The sequence below is a fragment of the Streptomyces sp. NRRL S-1022 genome (genome assembly GCF_000720135.1).
Classification (GTDB): domain Bacteria; phylum Actinomycetota; class Actinomycetes; order Streptomycetales; family Streptomycetaceae; genus Streptomyces.
In genome coordinates this window covers 109,182-126,079 of sequence record NZ_JOIU01000022.1, presented here as the reverse complement: position 1 = coordinate 126,079, position 16,898 = coordinate 109,182, and the positions used below count along the sequence as shown (strand labels likewise).

Annotated in this window: 11 protein-coding genes; 5 read left to right on the top strand and 6 right to left on the bottom strand. The window is 73.3% G+C overall.

Annotated elements, in window-relative coordinates; genetic code table 11:
• Positions 1 to 101 precede the first annotated feature (101 nt).
• The 4 genes from fabI to IG05_RS0129555 all read right to left on the bottom strand — a co-directional run bounded on the left by fabI (position 102) and on the right by IG05_RS0129555 (position 9,505).
• Positions 102 to 869, bottom strand: a complete 768-nt coding sequence (fabI, locus tag IG05_RS0129570; protein ID WP_030347089.1) for an enoyl-ACP reductase FabI — start codon at positions 867 to 869, stop codon at positions 102 to 104.
• 5 nt (positions 870 to 874) lie between these two features.
• Complete coding sequence (fabG, locus tag IG05_RS0129565) at positions 875 to 1,594, bottom strand: 3-oxoacyl-[acyl-carrier-protein] reductase (RefSeq protein ID WP_030347088.1); 720 nt, start codon at positions 1,592 to 1,594, stop codon at positions 875 to 877.
• A gap of 181 nt (positions 1,595 to 1,775) precedes the next feature.
• Positions 1,776 to 3,251, bottom strand: coding sequence for a hypothetical protein (locus tag IG05_RS0129560; protein WP_030347087.1), 1,476 nt, complete (start codon positions 3,249 to 3,251; stop codon positions 1,776 to 1,778).
• Between the two features lie 5 nt (positions 3,252 to 3,256).
• Positions 3,257 to 9,505 (bottom strand): hypothetical protein, encoded by a 6,249-nt coding sequence (locus IG05_RS0129555; protein ID WP_158839035.1) that lies wholly within the window; start codon positions 9,503 to 9,505, stop codon positions 3,257 to 3,259.
• A 179-nt stretch (positions 9,506 to 9,684) separates the two neighbouring features.
• Here IG05_RS0129555 and IG05_RS0129550 point away from each other — a divergent pair, with 179 nt between their 5' ends.
• The 3 genes from IG05_RS0129550 to tyrS all read left to right on the top strand — a co-directional run bounded on the left by IG05_RS0129550 (position 9,685) and on the right by tyrS (position 13,934).
• Positions 9,685 to 11,208: a TldD/PmbA family protein gene (locus IG05_RS0129550; protein ID WP_030347085.1), complete on the top strand. Its 1,524-nt coding sequence runs from the start codon at positions 9,685 to 9,687 to the stop codon at positions 11,206 to 11,208.
• Positions 11,205 to 12,599, top strand: a complete 1,395-nt coding sequence (locus IG05_RS0129545; RefSeq protein ID WP_030347084.1) for a TldD/PmbA family protein — start codon at positions 11,205 to 11,207, stop codon at positions 12,597 to 12,599. The genes IG05_RS0129550 and IG05_RS0129545 overlap by 4 nt, the downstream gene beginning before the upstream one ends.
• Positions 12,600 to 12,665: 66 nt before the next feature.
• On the top strand, positions 12,666 to 13,934 hold the full coding sequence (gene tyrS / locus IG05_RS0129540; protein WP_030347083.1) for a tyrosine--tRNA ligase: 1,269 nt from the start codon (positions 12,666 to 12,668) through the stop codon (positions 13,932 to 13,934).
• Between the two features lie 69 nt (positions 13,935 to 14,003).
• Here the strand turns inward: tyrS and IG05_RS0129535 are convergent, their stop codons facing one another.
• A complete protein-coding gene (locus IG05_RS0129535) occupies positions 14,004 to 14,285 on the bottom strand; it encodes a GlsB/YeaQ/YmgE family stress response membrane protein (protein WP_030347082.1) in 282 nt (93 codons plus the stop codon).
• A gap of 244 nt (positions 14,286 to 14,529) precedes the next feature.
• Here IG05_RS0129535 and IG05_RS0129530 point away from each other — a divergent pair, with 244 nt between their 5' ends.
• The gene (locus IG05_RS0129530; protein ID WP_030347081.1) at positions 14,530 to 14,994 is read left to right on the top strand and encodes a DUF3099 domain-containing protein; all 465 of its coding nucleotides are present in this window, start codon (positions 14,530 to 14,532) and stop codon (positions 14,992 to 14,994) included.
• A 228-nt stretch (positions 14,995 to 15,222) separates the two neighbouring features.
• Complete coding sequence (locus IG05_RS0129525; RefSeq protein ID WP_030347080.1) at positions 15,223 to 15,447, top strand: hypothetical protein; 225 nt, start codon at positions 15,223 to 15,225, stop codon at positions 15,445 to 15,447.
• A gap of 315 nt (positions 15,448 to 15,762) precedes the next feature.
• On the opposite strand, the gene moaA is transcribed toward IG05_RS0129525, so the two are convergent.
• A complete protein-coding gene (gene moaA, locus IG05_RS0129520; protein ID WP_030347079.1) occupies positions 15,763 to 16,752 on the bottom strand; it encodes a GTP 3',8-cyclase MoaA in 990 nt (329 codons plus the stop codon).
• Positions 16,753 to 16,898: the final 146 nt, after the last annotated feature.

Genomic DNA, 16,898 nt, shown 5'->3' with positions numbered 1-16,898 from the left:
CCGCCGGCGCGGCGGCGGCCCGGCCGGTGAGCCGAACGGGTGACGCGGCGACGCCCCGCTCCCCGCGCGGCGGGGAACGGGGCGTCGGTACGGTCCGGAGGTCAGGCGCCGATGGCGTGCAGACCGCCGTCGACGTGGATGATCTCGCCCGTGGTCTTCGGGAACCAGTCGCTCAGCAGGGCGACGACACCGCGGCCGGCCGGCTCCGGGTCCTTCAGGTCCCACTCCAGCGGGGAACGGCTGTCCCACACGGACGCCAGCTCGCCGAAGCCCGGGATGGACTTGGCGGCCATGGAGCCGATCGGGCCCGCCGAGATGAGGTTGCAGCGGATGTTCTGCTTGCCCAGGTCGCGCGCCATGTAGCGGTTGGTCGCCTCCAGGGCGGCCTTGGCCGGGCCCATCCAGTCGTACTGCGGCCAGGCGTACTGGGCGTCGAAGGTGAGGCCGACGACCGAGCCGCCGTTCTGCATCAGCGGCAGGCAGGCCATGGTCAGCGACTTCAGCGAGAACGCCGAGACGTGCATGGCGGTGGCCACCGACTCGAACGGCGTGTTCAGGAAGTTGCCGCCGAGGGCGTCCTGCGGGGCGAAGCCGATGGAGTGGACGATGCCGTCCAGGCCGCCCAGCTCCTCGCCGACGATGTCGGCCAGGCGCGCGAGGTGCTCCTCGTTCGTCACGTCCAGCTCGATGACCTTGGTCGGCTTCGGCAGCTTCTTGGCGATGCGCTCGGTCAGCGTGGGCCGCGGGAACGCGGTCAGGATGATCTCGGCGCCCTGCTCCTGGGCGAGCTTGGCGACGTGGAAGGCGATGGAGGACTCCATCAGCACACCGGTGACGAGGATGCGCTTGCCCTCAAGGATTCCGCTCATGGTGATCAGTGACCCATTCCCAGTCCGCCGTCAACCGGGATGACGGCTCCAGTGATGTACGAGGCGTCGTCCGAGGCGAGGAACCGCACCGCCGCGGCGATCTCCTCGGGCTGCGCGTAACGGCCGAGCGGCACCTGCGAGACGATGTTCTGGCGCTGCTCGTCGCTCAGCACCTTCGTCATGTCGGTGTCGACGAAGCCGGGCGCGACGACGTTGAAGGTGATGTTGCGCGAGCCCAGCTCCCGGGCGAGGGAACGCGCGAAGCCGACCAGGGCGGCCTTGGAGGCGGCGTAGTTCGCCTGCCCCGCCGAGCCGAGCAGTCCGACCACGGACGAGATCAGGACGACCCGGCCCTTCTTGGCGCGCAGCATGCCGCGGTTGGCGCGCTTGACGACCCGGAAGGTGCCGGTGAGGTTGGTGTCGATGACCGAGGTGAAGTCCTCCTCGGACATGCGCATGAGGAGCTGGTCCTTGGTGACGCCGGCGTTGGCGACGAGCACCTCGACCGGGCCGTGCTGCTCCTCGATCTCCTTGTAGGCCTGCTCCACCTGCTCCGGATCGGTGATGTCGCACTTGACGGCCAGGCAGCCCAGCTCCGCCAGGGCGGCCGGCGGCTCACCCGAGCGGTACGTGATCGCGACCTTGTCGCCGGCGTCGGCGAATGCGCGGGCGATGGCGAGGCCGATGCCCCGGTTGCCTCCGGTGACGAGAACCGAGCGGCTCAACGGATCACCCTTTCGATAGCGTCCTACACCCGCCCGGACTCCTGGATGACAGGCGGCTTCAGCGAAAACCTATCGGTACCGCCACGCGCGGGGACAAGCGGGCACCGACAGTGGCTCACCGGAGACCCTGTGGGATTCCTACAGTCGCACCCCTCGCCGGCGCGTTCTCCCGGCCGCCGCACTAGGTGTCGCGTCCCCAGCGCAGATCGGCGGCGGTCAGCTTCGCACAGAGGTCGTCGAGGTGGTCGTCCCGCAGCACCTGACGGTGGGAGAGCGTGTTGCGCGCCCGGACCACGGCCGCCAGCAGCAGCCGCTCGTCCGTCGGCAGCGAGACGTGCCCCCGCAGACAGGCCCGCTCCAGCTCGGACGCCTCCGCGGCCAGGAAGGTGCGCTCCGGGCGGGTGGTGTGGTCCTTGAGGCGATTGCGCACGTACAGCTCCACCAGTTCCCGGGCCGGCCGGTTCGCGTGCGACAACGCCAGCTCCGCGAGCCGCCGGCGCGCCTCCTCCAGCCACGGCATGAGGACCCGGGCCTGGGCCTGGCCGACCAGGACGCTCAGCTGGTCGGGGCGTCCCTCGCCGCCGTCGGCGTGCCAGACGGCGGGGTGCAGCCGGGGCCTGCCCTCCCAGGCCTGCACGACACCGCGCGCCCAGGCCTCGCGGAGTGCCGACGGCGGCTTGTGCTGCAGGGCCGCCCCGCTGCGTACCGGCGGGCAGTCGGCGCCCCGCTCGGGTGCCCGGGCCGCCAGGGACGCGCGCAGGCACTCGTCGAGGGAGCGGTCGCTGCCGTCCCAGCAGTCGAACAGCTCCGCCGCGAGGGCCAGGTCCGCCCCGCACAGCTCACCGACCACCTCGGCGCGCAGCGCCCGCAGGACGCGGGTCCGCAGGAGGGTGCCGCCGGGGGCGGTCCGGTGCCGGTCGGTGCCGCGCAGTCCGTCCAGGAGCGTGGCGCTGTCCAGCCGGCCCACGGTGCCCCACCACCAGTGCACCGAGGTGGTGGCCAGCTCCAGCTCCAGCTCGTCGGGGAGCTGCGGCGGCAGGTCCCGCAGCCGGCCGGTGACCATCACCCGGGGACGCTGCTCCGGAAGCAGCCCGACGTCCTTGACGGCGGCGTCCAGGGCGCGCACCAGGCGGGCGACGTCGTGGCCGCGTTCGCCCCCGGCACCGTGCCGGACGTCGGGTTCCAGCCACGCCCGTATGCCGATGACGGGCCGCCAGTGCGCGCCGGGGGCGGTCAGCTCGTCGACCGCGCGCTCCGGAGCGACGGAGAGCCCCTTGGCCAGCCGGGTCATCAGCTCGGACGGTCCGCCGCCCGCGCGGGCGGGCGGCTGTTCCCGGCGCGGCCCCGGCAGGTCCCAGCCGATGTCGAAGCCGTCGTCGAACCCGTCGAGCAGCGGGACGTCCGCGGTGACGAGCGGGTGCGGGGACGGCTGCGCGGGCACCGGCTCGGCCCGCACGGTACCGGGCTCGGGCACCTGGACGTGTTCGGGCGAGCGGGCCAGCACCGCGCGGTGCAGTTCCCCGGCGTACCCGGCCACGACCAGGTGGTCCGGCAGCAGCCACACGCAGTTGCGGCCGGCGGCCAGATCGTCGGTGATGCGCTCGATCTGGCCGCGTACCCCCGGGAGCGCGGCCAGTTCGTCCCCCGTGAGATCCACCGCCCTCACTCCCCCGCACGCGCGCGTACCGCGCGGAACGTCACGGGGTCGACCGCGATGCCGTCCGGTACGGCGTCGATCAGGCCGAGCCGGTCCAGCCGGGCGAGCCAGGTCTCGGTATCCGGCTCGGGCAGCTCCACGGCCACGGCGACCTGGTCGATGGGGACGCCCTGGCCCTCGCTGACGTAGCCGTTCCACTGGCCGAGCAGGTGCAGGTCGCGCATGTCCAGACCGGCGGCCTCGCAGTGCAGGTCGAGGTTGGACGGCTGTCGGATGGCCCGCCCGATCTTCTCCAGCGCGCTGTCGAGCGTCGCGCCGTTGACGGTGACCTCGGCGATGGCCGGCTCGACCCAGGTGGCCCAGCCGCCGGTGGTCCGGATCAGCCGGGCGCGGTCGGCCTTGGACACGAAGGGGCATTCGGGCCAGGCCCGCAGGCTCTCCACCGACCAGCGCTCCGGCCGCAGGAACCGGACGGGCAGCGGCTCCGCCCCCTGCGGTTCCTGCACCGCCCCGGCGGTCAGCGCGTCGGCCACGACGAACACGGAGCGGTGGTTGGACCGCTTGCGGCCCTCCGCCTGGTGCACGAGGGCGTCGGCGGCCGGCCCCGCGTGCTCCACGCACAGGCGTACGGCGGCCAGCAGCGCGTCCGCGTCGATGCCGCGCAGGTCGAGCGCGAGGACGTAGTTCCGGCGCAGCCTGGAGGCGTCGGTGAGGTGGGCGCGCAGGTCGTCCCCGGCGCCCACCCTGCGCACCTCCACGCCCCGCGCCTCGGCGAACCGCTCGGTGGCCGTGATCATCAGCTCCGGGCGGTGCAGCCTGGTCGTGCCGATCACGGTGACGCCCGGCTGTGCCGCCTCGTGCAGCTGGCCCTCGGTGAGGGGGCTGTACCGGGTCACGTAGCGGTGCGGATCGCTGCTCATGTAGCGGCCGAGGAGACGGCGTGCCGCGCGCGGGTCGTACTCGTAGGGCTGGCTGAACTCGGTCTCCCGCAGCTCGAGCAGGAGCTCGTCGCGCGTGCCCAGCATGTTGACGACGTTGGGGCTGCGGACGGCGAACCGGGACCGGTCGCCGAGCTGCACCAGCAGGCCCAGGCCGACCATCTCCCTGAGGTAGATCTGCACCTGCTTGACGCCGAGTTCCTGGAACCCCACCTCCCAGGCCTCCCGCGCCCACTGCAGCAGCTGTTCGGCGGAGTAGTCGCCGCGGTAGCCGTCCTCAAGGCTGCGCAGGGCTATGACCAGGGTCAGGACGCGGTAACGGTCCTCCAGGTTGATGGTGAACCGCAGGCGTTCGGCCAGCCGCGTCCGCACGGTTTCCGAGGCCGCGACCTCCTGGACGTCCGCCTCGGTGATCGGCGTCGGCCGGACCTGCCCGCGCTGGGAACGGCCCTGGAGGGTGCGGACCAGCTCGCTGCAGAAGATCTGCACCAGGTTCGCCTGGTAGTTGGTGATGGCGAGGATCCGCCAGACGAGTTCCGGCCGCTCGAAGACGAAGCCCAGGGCCGCCATGGGTTCGGTGACCAGCCGTACGGCGGCGGTCGGGTTCAGCGGCCCCACCAGCACGTCGGGACCGCCGTGCGCGGTGGAGACGTTGGACAGCTCACCGAAGCGCTGCACCTGGTGCAGGCCGGCGAAGACCACCTTGAGCCGCCGGTCCGTCTGCTCCATGAGCTGCTGGAACCGCTTGACGTTCTGGAAGGTGGACTCGCCCCCGGCACGGAACAGGCGGCGCGAGTCGGCGGTGAGGAACGCGTCCGCCTCGTCGGCGAGGATCAGCATCCGCCGGGAGTCGTCGGCGTCCAGCCAGCCCCGGATGGCGTTGGCCACGTGCTCGGGCTGCGCTTGGTCGGACACCTTCTTGGAGTCGATGACCCGCTGCCGCTTCAGGTCGTCGGCGAGCAGCTTCCAGATCCGCTCGGGGGACTCCGCCTGGCCGATCTCGGCCTTGACCAGGTCCAGGTAGACGGCGACGTTGGCGTCGGAGCGGCGCGGGAAGAGTTCCGCCACCCTGCGCAGCAGCGCCGACTTGCCCAGCTGCCGGCCGCCGTAGAGGAAGAGACCGCCATCGGGGTTCATCACCTCCCGGAGTTCCTGGTCGCGGCCGTAGAAGACCTCCGGGGGCACGGCTCCGGCGACGAACGGGGTGTAGGGGTCGTACGACGTCCAGGGCAGTGTCACCCGTTGCAGCGCGCGGAAGGCGCCGGGTGCCCGGGCGGCCATCCAGCCTGCCACGGCCGGGTCCACGACGAGCGCCTGCTGGGCCTTGCGGCGCGCGGCCTCGGCGAGGGCCCGCCGGCCCTCCAGGCCGAGCGGGTGCAGATAGAGGATGATGTTGGCGTCGACGTCGGAGTCCTCAAGGTGGGCGAGGGGGCCGTCGGCGCGCTGTTCCTCCCAGATGAGCAGCACGGTGTACGAGGTGGCGCGCGATCCCAGCGCGGCCACGTACCCCGGGGCCTCGATGACGCCCGCGCGGCCCTTGAAGCGGCGTATCCCCTGCCCGATCGGCTCGGCCTGGAAGTGCCCCAGCTGCTTGAGACCGAGCAGCCGCAGCACGCGCGGCACGTGCTGGCTCCAGTCGCTGTTGCGGCCCCTCTTGGTGCACAGCGCCCGCCACGACGCGAGGCCCTGCTCGGCGTTGGCGGTGACCTTCGCCCCGGAGCCGTAGCGGTCGACCCACCATCCGGCGGGGATGCCGTCCCCGCCGGGCGAGGGCGCTCCGGGGCCGGCCAGGCCGGCCAGGAACTCGCGGAGCTCGGCGCCCTCGTCGTCCGGGCGGTCCGGCAGGCGTGCGCCGCTCTCCACGAGTGCGAGGAACTCCTGCGCGGTGACCGTGTCGCCCTCGTCGATCAGGCGCAGGATGCGGTCGTGGTCGGACTCGGAGAGCGGGCGCTCCGGGTCGAGCCTGAGGGAGTCGAGCCGCTGCCGCAGCCGCTCGGTCGACTCCGCGACCTTGTCCGTCAGCTCGGCGACCAGGTCCCGCAGGGCCTCCAGCGCGTACCGGTAGCGGCCGGCCTCGTCGCCGTCCGCGAACTCCTGCAGGCGGCCGGTGAACTCGCGTTCCGTGTCGGAGGGCATCAGGTTGAGCGTCCTGATCTGCGCCAGGTGCGAGGCGGCCAGGCGGTGGTGCTCGGCGATCCTGCGCCGCCAGTCCTTCTCCGCCTCGCGGCACCGCCGTACCGCGTCCTCCAGCCACTCCGCCTGCGCCGCGGCGTCCACGGCGGGGGTGTCGCCGGCGACGCGCACCAGGGCGCGGGCCAGGTGCAGGTCGCCGCGGGCCACGTACTGCTCCAGCGCCGACTCGGCGGACACCGGGGACAGCAGGCCGGTCAGGACGTGAGCCGTGCGGGGGTCGGCGAGGTCGGGGCGGCCGTCGGCGTCCCGGGGCAACTCCGGCAGGAACAGCAGGCAGTCGTCCGAGGGGACGATCACGCCGTCCGCGTCGACCGTCACCGCCGAGTGGCCGACGGGTTCGGCGGACAGCCACCTGCGCAGCAGGCCGAGCGCGGCGCCGCCGACGCCCAGCGGCTCGTCGTAGGCCGTCAGGTCCGCCAGGGCGGTCTCCCACTGGGGTGCCTTCGAGCCGGAGGCGGCCTCCTTGGCCTGCGCGGCGGCGGCCATCGCGGCGGCCTTCGCCGACAGCTCCCCCACCGACCGGATCGTCGCGTGCAGTTGGCGCAGCGCGCCGGAGTGGATGGGCTCCCTGGCCTGCTTCGGGGTGCGGAAGCGGCTGTCGGCGTCCTCGATGAGCCGGTCGACGTACTCACCGCGCCCGAGGTTCTCGCTGACCGTCCTGAGGGTGGCGGCGTCACCGGCGCCGGAGATCCAGTCCAGGACCGCGCGCAGTGCCTGGTGGAGTTGTCCCGAGGGGCCGGTCAGGTACTGCAGGACACGTGACGCCCGCTGGTACTTGATCTTCCGGCGCGGGAGGTCCTCCAGCAGGACGCGCGCCGATTCCTCCAGGTCGTCGACGGTGAGCTGGTGTTCCGGCTCGGCCTGGTCCTCGTCCGCCCCCGGCACGAAGACGTGGCACTCCCGTACCGCCTCCTTCAGTGCCATCAGCAGGTGCTGCCACGGCTGGGAAAGACCCGAGGGCATGATGAAGTCGCTCACGACGCCGTGCGGCCAGCCGGCCGTGAGACCGGAGCGGATCGCGGCGGCCAGCGCCACGAGGTGCGCGTCCCGGTCCTCCACCAGGTGCAGCGAGGTGATGTCGTGCGCCATCTGCACCTGGGTGGCCCCGTCCACGTCGGTGCAGGCGAAGGCGGCCGCGAGGAAGGAGAGCGCCTTGGCGCGGTGCGGGCCGTCGTCCGACACCGCCGTCATCCAGTAGGCCTGCGGGAGGTCTCCCCGCGCGACCAGCCGGGCCACGGCGGACGGCTCGTCCTGGTCCGTCCAGGGAGAGGTGGCCCCGCCGGCCGCGTCCGGTGCCGGGCCGCCGTTGGCGACGGGTGCCGTGACGGGCGCCTCGGGCTCGGGCCCGGGCTCGGGCGGGGAGACGCGCGTGACGGCTGCGGGCTGCGGTGCCGTGGCGGCTGCGGGCTGCGGTGCCGTGGCGGCCGGCTCGGGCGCGGGCGGGGAGGTACGCGCGGCGGCGGGCATGGGGGCCGTGGCGGGCGGCTCGGGCTCCGGCGGAGAGGTGCGCGCGGTAGCGGGCGTGAGTGCGGCGGGTGCGGCGGGCTCCGGCGCGGGGTGGACCGCAGGGGCCGGCTCCGTCACCGGCTGCGGTTGCCGAACCGGTTCCGGCAGCGGATGCGGTTGCGGCGCGCGCGGCGGTTCCGGCAGTGGTCGCGGCGCGCGCGGAGGTTCCGGCTGGGGCGCGGGCGCTCGCTCGGGTTCCCTCGCCGCCACCGGCCCCGAGGGCTCCGGCTCCGGCTCCGGCTGGAGGACCTCCGCGAGGTCCCGGTGCTGCGAGGCCGACTCGGGGGCCGGCTGGGCGGGGCTCGGCGGCGCGGCAGTCGCCGGCTCCCCCTGCGGTTCCGCCGCCGACCGCTCCGGGGAACCCCGCTCCGCGGCGGCGGCCCCGACGGGCACGTCGCTGCCGGCCGAGACCGTACCGCCGGTGACGGCCATACCGTCGGCCGAGGCCGCACCGCCGGCGAACACCGCACCACCGGTGGAAGCCGCACCGCCAGCGGGCGCCGGACCGTCGGCGGAAACCCGGCCGCCGGTAGACGCCGAACCGCCATCGGACGCCGCACCGCCCGCGGACACCGCACCGCCGGCAGGAGTCCCGCCCTCGGCGGAGCCGTCCGTCGGCGTCACCTCGTCGCCCAGTACGGACGCCAGTGCCGTCATCCGGTCGCGGATGCCGTCGAGGGCCATCCGCAGGCCTTCCGCCTCCGCCTCCTCGTCAGCGTCGGCGATCAGCTGCTCGTACTGGTCGGCGCGCCGGCGCAGTTTCCGGAGCTGGGTCCGTGCCTCCGCCCGTTCCTCCCGGAGCCGGTCGAGGCGGTCGAGTTCCGCCTCCAGACCGGCGTACCCGGCCTCGGAGGGCCAGTGCCCCTCCTGTGCGGACAGCGTGTCCGCCACCCGCGCGCGTTCCTGGAGCCAGGCGGCGAGGAGGGCCTCCGTCCGCTCCGGCGCCGCGGGCGTCCTGCCGTCGCGCACCGCGGCGGCGGCCTCGCCGAGGACGTCCGCCAGTTCCGCGCCGGCCGCACGCAGACCGGTCACGGCCCGGCGGACGGCGTCGGTCCCGGGCTCCGCGGCGAGGCCGTCCGGGGACACGCCGGCCGGCGTCCCCCCGGGGCCCTCGTTCCGGCCACCACCCACGTCCGCCACCTCCGCACCGTCGTACCGCACCTGTGTCCCCCGCTCCTCCCGCCGGTCCGTCGCCCCGAGCCCGCGCGACAGCGCCGGGCCGATCCGCCGCGCGTCCGGCGGTGGTTCACGGTCGGCCGCGGCCACGCAGCGGGCCAGGTGGGCCGCGGCCACCTCCGCCGCGGGCAGGCGGCCCAGGGCTTCGGGGGCCAGCAGCCCGTACAGCGCGCAGCGGGCCGGCGCCGGCTCCAGTACCTCCAGCATGGTGACCAGGTCCGACACGGAGGGGTGCGCCACCACCTCCCGGGCGAAGCCGTAGGTGAAGACCAGCGCGCGGGAGGCCCAGGCGACACCGCACGCGGCGACCCCGTGCAGCATCGGCTCGGTCGCCGTGGTCAGCCACACGCGCACGGACTGGGCCTCGCGCCGCGAGGCCGCCTGGGCGTCCTTGCCGCCCTCCTTGACGCGCCGCAGATGCACGCACTGCCTGCGGCGCAAGCACTGATGGTGTGTCAACAACCCCCGCATGCCGCGCTCGTCGAGCGACAGCAGCCACGAACGGAACTCCCGCCCCCAACCTTGCATGGGGAGATACTGACACTTGCCACTGACAACGCGACCGCGATACCGGAAAACTCCGGGTTCTTCACGGGCGACAGCCGAAGGGATGCCCACCCGTGCCCCATGACATCGATCAGTCGTTCCTGGCACTACCCCTGCGCGCCCTCGCCGACGCCGCGCTCGCACGCGCGCGTGCGCTCGGGGCCGAGCACGCGGACTTCCGGTTCGAGCGGGTGCGCAGCGCGTCCTGGCGGCTGCGGGACGCCAAGCCCGCCGGATCGTCGGATTCCACCGACCTCGGCTACGCGGTACGGGTCGTGCACGGCGGTACGTGGGGCTTCGCCTCCGGGGTGGACCTGACCATGGACGCCGCCGCCCGGGTCGCCTCGCAGGCGGTGGCGATGGCCAAGCTGTCCGCGCAGGTGATCAAGGCCGCCGGGAGCGACGAGCGGGTGGAGCTGGCCGACGAGCCGGTGCACGCCGACCGGACGTGGGTGTCGTCGTACGAGACCGACCCGTTCTCGGTGCCGGACGAGGAGAAGTCGGCACTGCTCGCGGACTGGAGCAACCGGCTGCTGTCCGCGAACGGCGTCGACCACGTGGACGCGTCGCTGCTCACCGTCCACGAGAACAAGTTCTACGCCGATACGGCCGGGACCGTGACGACCCAGCAGCGGGTGCGGCTGCATCCGCAGCTGACGGCGGTGTCGGTCGACGAGTCGAGCGGCGAGTTCGACTCGATGCGCACCCTCGCCCCGCCGGCCGGCCGCGGCTGGGAGTACCTGACCGGGACCGGCTGGGACTGGGACGGCGAGCTGGAGCGGATCCCGGAGCTGCTCGCCGAGAAGATGCGGGCGCCGAGCGTGGAGCCGGGCCTGTACGACCTGGTGGTCGACCCGTCCAACCTGTGGCTGACCATCCACGAGTCCATCGGCCACGCCACCGAGCTGGACCGCGCCCTCGGCTACGAGGCGGCCTACGCCGGCACCTCCTTCGCCACCTTCGACCAGCTGGGCAGGCTGCGGTACGGCTCCGAGCTGATGAACGTCACCGGCGACCGCACCGCCGAGCACGGCCTCGCCACCATCGGCTACGACGACGAGGGCGTCGAGGCGCAGTCCTGGGACCTGGTGAAGGACGGCACGCTGGTCGGCTACCAGCTGGACCGGCGGATCGCCCGGCTGACCGGCTTCGAGCGGTCCAACGGGTGCGCGTACGCCGACTCTCCGGCGCACGTGCCGGTGCAGCGCATGGCCAACGTGTCCCTGCGGCCGGATCCGGCCGGGCTGTCCACCGAGGACCTGATCGGGGGTGTCGACCGGGGCATCTACGTCGTCGGGGACCGGTCCTGGTCGATCGACATGCAGCGCTACAACTTCCAGTTCACCGGCCAGCGCTTCTTCCGGATCGAGAACGGGCGGATCACCGGGCAGCTGAAGGACGTCGCGTACCAGGCCACGACCACGGACTTCTGGGGCTCCATGGCCGCCGTCGGCGGGCCGCAGACGTACGTCCTCGGCGGTGCCTTCAACTGCGGCAAGGCCCAGCCGGGCCAGGTGGCCGCCGTGTCGCACGGATGCCCGTCCGCCCTCTTCAAGGGCGTCAACATCCTCAACACCACCCAGGAGGCCGGCCGATGAGCGCCCGCACCACCAAGCCGCACGAGATCGTCGAGCAGGCGCTCGCGCTGTCCCGCGCCGACGGCTGCGTCGTCATCGCCGACGAGCACTCCACCGCCAACCTGCGCTGGGCGGGCAACGCGCTCACCACCAACGGCGTGACCCGGGGCCGTGCGCTCACGGTGATCGCGACCGTGGACGGCCGGGAGGGCACCGCCTCCGGTGTGGTGTCCCGGTCCGCGGTCACCGCGGACGAGCTGGAGCCGCTGGTGCGGGCGGCGGAGGCGGCCGCGCGCGGCGCCGGGCCCGCCGAGGACGCGCAGCCGCTGGTCGGCGGGGTGCCGGAGTCCCCCGACTTCACGGACGCGCCCGCCGAGACCTCCTCCGCCGTGTTCGGCGACTTCGCCCCGGCCCTCGGCGAGGCCTTCGCACGCGCGCGTGCCGGCGGCCGGGAGCTGTACGGCTTCGCCAACCACGAGCTGGTGTCGACGTACCTGGGGACGTCCACCGGGCTGCGGCTGAGGCACGACCAGCCCACCGGCACGCTGGAGCTGAACGCCAAGTCGCCGGACCGCACCCGCTCGGCGTGGGCCGGGCGGTCCACCCGGGACTTCAAGGACGTCGACCCGGGCGCGCTCGACGCCGAGCTGGCCGTACGGCTCGGCTGGGCGGAGCGGCGGGTGGAGCTGCCCGCCGGCCGCTACGAGACGCTGCTGCCGCCCACCGCCGTGGCGGACCTGCTGATCTACCAGCTGTGGTCGGCGTCGGGCCGGGACGCGGCCGAGGGCCGGACGGTGTTCTCCGAGCCGGGCGGCGGCACGCGGGTCGGCCAGCGGCTGAGCGAGCTGCCGCTGACCCTGCGCAGCGACCCGGACGAGCCCGGCCTGGAGTGCCCGCCCTTCGTCGTCGCCCACTCCTCCGGCGGCGACCAGTCGGTGTTCGACAACGGGCTGCCGGCCCGGGCCACCGAGTGGATCGACCGGGGCGTGCTCAAGCACCTGACCACCACCCGGCACAGCGCGGGACTGACCGGTCTGCCGGTCGCCCCGGTCCTCGGCAACCTGATCCTGGACGGCGGGGACGACCGCTCCCTGGCGGAGATGGTCGCGGACACCGAGCGCGGGCTGCTGCTGACCTGCCTGTGGTACATCCGCGAGGTCGACCCGGCGACGCTGCTGCTGACGGGCCTGACCCGGGACGGCGTCTACCTCGTGGAGAACGGCGAGGTGACCGGGCAGGTGAACAATTTCCGATTCAACGAGTCGCCGGTGAACCTGCTGGGCCGGGCCACGGAGGCCGGGCGGACGGAGAAGACGCTGCCGCGCGAGTGGAGCGACTGGTTCACCCGGGCCGCGATGCCCGCGCTGCGCATCCCCGATTTCAACATGAGCTCTGTCAGCCAGGGCGTATAACCTCGTAGGCGTTCGTGGTCGGGTGTCACCCGGCTGCCCGAAGATCACCAAGGAGACACGAGTACCGTGACGGACATCGTCGACGAGCTGAAGTGGCGGGGGCTCATCGCCCTCTCCACGGACGAGGACGCACTGCGCAAGGCGTTCGCGGACGGTCCCGTCACGTTCTATTGCGGCTTCGACCCGACCGCGCCCAGCCTGCACCTCGGCAACCTGGTGCAGATCCTGACGATGCGCCGCATCCAGGAGGCGGGCAACCGTCCGCTGGCGCTGGTCGGCGGTGCCACGGGCCTCATCGGCGACCCCAAGCCCACGGCCGAGCGCACGCTGAACGCGCCGGAGGTCGTCGCCGGCTGGGTGGAGCGGCTGCGCGCCCAGATCGAGCCGCTGCTCCACTTCGACGGGCCGAACGCCGCGGTGATGGTCAACAACCTGGACTGGACCCAGGGCCTGTCGGCCATCGAGTTCCTGCGGGACATCGGCAAGCACTTCCGGGTCAACAAGATGATCGCCAAGGAGGCCGTCTCCCGGCGGCTCAACTCCGACGCGGGCATCAGCTACACCGAGTTCAGCTACCAGATCCTCCAGGGCATGGACTTCCTGGAGCTGTACCGGCGGCACGGCTGCACGCTGCAGACCGGTGGCAGCGACCAGTGGGGCAACCTCACCTCGGGCACGGACCTGATCCACCGGGTCGAGCCGGACGCCGTGGTGCACGCGCTGGGCACCCCTCTGATCACGAAGGCGGACGGCACCAAGTTCGGCAAGACCGAGTCCGGCACGGTGTGGCTCGACCCCGAGATGACCACGCCGTACGCGTTCTACCAGTTCTGGGTCAACGCGGACGACCGGGACGTCTCCAAGTTCCTGCGCATCTTCAGCTTCCGGTCCCGTGCGGAGATCGAGGAGCTGGAGCGGCAGACCGAGGAGCGTCCGCAGGCCCGGGCGGCGCAGCGGGCGCTGGCCGAGGAGCTGACGACGCTGGTGCACGGCGCCGACCAGACGGCCGCCGTGATCGCCGCGTCCCGTGCCCTGTTCGGGCAGGGCGAGCTGGCGGAGCTGGACGAGCGGACGCTGGCGGCGGCGCTGGCCGAGGTGCCGAACGTCCGGGTGGCCGAGCTGGCCCCGGTGGTGGATCTGCTCGCGGAGGTCGGGCTCGTCGCCAGCAAGTCCGCCGCGCGGCGGACCGTGAAGGAGGGCGGGGCGTACGTGAACAACGTGAAGGTGGCGGGCGAGGACGCCGTGCCCTCCGCCGGGGAGCTGATCCACGGGCGGTGGCTGGTGCTGCGGCGCGGGAAGAAGAACCTGGCGGCCGTGGAGGTCACGGGCGCCTGAGCGCCGTAGGGGCGTGGGGCGGGCGGCGACCGCGTCGCGGCCGCCGTCCGGGCCCCGCGCCCCGAGAGGTCAGGCCCGCTGGTGCTTCCGCTTGCCCAGCGTCGCCATGTACAGGGCGTCCACCGCCGCGACGATGATGATCGCGGCCACGAGCTGGAAGATGTGCCGGCTCCAGTCGATGCCCCGGGTCGCCTCCACACCGACCGCGCGGGCGACGGCGTTGCCCACGATGGCGCCCAGCATGCCGCAGATGGTGGTCAGCCACAGCGGGCTGTGCTGCTTGCCCGGAATGATCGCCTTGGCGATGAGGCCCAGCACGAATCCCACGATGATCGCCCACAACCAGCCCATGGCTGCCTCCTCGTACGGCTCGACGTGAGCATTACGGTCAGTGTGATCGGCTGCGCCGTACGGCGCATGTCGGATTGCCCCGTACGCGGCGGTGCCACCGGCGTACGCGCAGGCAGGGGGTGACCCGGTCTCGTGGGCGGCGGGGGCGCGGCGTACCGTGGGTGGTGTCCCGCCCCGGTTCCCCGCCGGGTGGGACGAGGGCGCGGGCCGGGGAGAGTCCCATGCGGGCGGATGGTGGAATGTGATGCGGAAACAGCACGGCGGGAACGTCCAGGTGTTCCGGATCACCGGTGCCCGGACCGGACTCGCCGAGGATGTCCGGGGCCGGCAGCGGCGGTACGTGATCTCGATGTCGGTCCGTACCGTGTCGGTGATCCTCGCGGCCTCGCTGTGGAACGTCGAGCGGTACGTCGCGATCGTCGCGCTGGTGCTCGGTGCGGTTCTCCCCTACATCGCCGTGGTGGTCGCCAACGCGGGCCGGGAGCGGCCGCCGTCCCTGCCGTCGACGTTCGTCGCCACGCCGGTGCGGCCGATGATCGCGCCGTCCGGGGCCGGGGAGGAAAGGGACACCGCGCGGGAGTCGGTGCGGGAGTCCGCGCGCGAGTCCGAACAGAGGTCCGCATCGCGTCCGGGAGCGCGGACCGCGCCGGAGGACGTGCCGCCGAGCCCCGCGACCGGAGTCCGTGGTGAGCGCCCCGACCCGCTCTGAGCACGGTGAGCGCCCGGCCGAAGCGGAACGCGAGCCTACGGCAAGCTCAAGAAAAGCTCAGATCAATCCTGCTGTTCCAGTGCCGGGCGATGGGGTAGCCGTGACATACTGCGTACGCGCTCCGCATCCCCCGTCGGAGCGATGGACCGACGCCGGGCAGCTCCCCCCGTGGCTGCCCGGCGTCGCCGTGTTCCCGCCCCTTCACGAGACGAACCCGGGACGAAACCCGTGAGTGACGAGACCCCGATCTGCTCCGCCAAGGGCTGCCGTGCCGCCGCCGTGTGGGTGCTGGCGTGGAACAACCCGAAGATCCACACGCCGGAGCGGCGCAAGACGTGGCTGGCCTGCGAGGAGCACCGCGAGCATCTGTCGCAGTTCCTCGGGGTGCGCGGGTTCCTGAAGGACGTCGTGCCGTTGGCGCAGTGGCAGGCGACCGAGGACGCCCGCGGCTGACGGCTACCCCGGCGAGCCCTGCACCGGGCGGGCGCCCGACCAGGTGAGGGCGGTGGAGCCCCAGGTCTATGCGCCCCACCCTCCCGCAGGCGGGCTGACACACCACCGGCCGGGCTGACACACCACCGGGGCGGGCCGACGCACCACAGCGGCCGATGCCTGGCCGACCGGGCCACCGTCGGCGGTCGTTCCCCCGGGACCGTCGGCGGTTGGCGCCTGCCCGGGGTGGAGCGGAACGCGCGGGCAAGGGGCCGAGTGGGCCGGCGGGTCCGCGGAAGGCGGTGGGTACGGACCGGTCCGGCAGGGGCGGCGGGGCTAGCCGCCGATCGCCGACATGGGGCGGTCCGGCTGGACGAAGGAGGGGTCGTCCAGGCCCGCGCCGGCCTTCTTGCCCCACATCGCGAGCTTCCAGATCCGGGCGATCTCCTCGTCGGGGGCGCCGGAGCGCAGGGCCGCGCGGAGGTCGGTCTCCTCGGTGGCGAACAGACAGGTGCGTATCTGGCCGTCGGCGGTGAGGCGGGTGCGGTCGCAGGCGGCGCAGAACGGCCGGGTGACGGAGGCGATCACGCCGACCCGGTGCGGGCCGCCGTCCACCAGCCAGCGCTCCGCCGGTGCCGAACCGCGCTCGTCCGCGCCCTCGGGGGTGAGGTCGAAGCGGGTGCGCAGGGAGGCGAGGATGTCGCCGGCGGTGACCATGCCCTCGCGCTTCCAGCCGTGCTGGGCGTCCAGCGGCATCTGCTCGATGAAGCGCAGCTCGTAGTCGTGCTCCACCGCCCAGGCGAGCAGGTCGGGGGCTTCGTCGTCGTTCAGGCCCGGCATCAGGACCGAGTTGACCTTGACGGGGTTCAGCCCGGCCTCGCGGGCGGCCGCCAGGCCCTCCAGGACGTCCTTGTGGCGGTCGCGGCGGGTGAGGGTCTTGAAGACGTCCGGGCGGAGGGTGTCCAGGGAGACGTTGACCCGGTCCAGGCCCGCCGCCTTCAGGGCGGTCGCGGTGCGCCTGAGGCCGATGCCGTTGGTGGTGAGGGACATCTGCGGGCGCGGGGCGAGGGCCGCGACGCGCTCGACGATGCCGACGAGGCCGGGGCGCAGCAGCGGCTCGCCGCCGGTGAAGCGGACCTCCTCGATACCGAGGGTGCGGACCGCGATGTCGATGAGCCGGACGATCTCGTCGTCCGTGAGCAGGTCCGGCTTGGCCAGCCACTGCAGGCCCTCCTCGGGCATGCAGTACGTGCAGCGCAGGTTGCAGCGGTCGGTCAGCGAGACCCTCAGGTCGGTGGCCACTCGGCCGTAGGTGTCGATGAGCACGTGGGCCCCCTCCCTCTGCCGGTCGCCCGATTTTCGGTCGGGCTGTCACCAGCGAGCCTACGTGACCCGGGTGACAACGACAGCGACCGATCCCACGAGGTGGGACGCGACCGCGTCGTAGGACCGTACAGGCCCGCACGACGCGG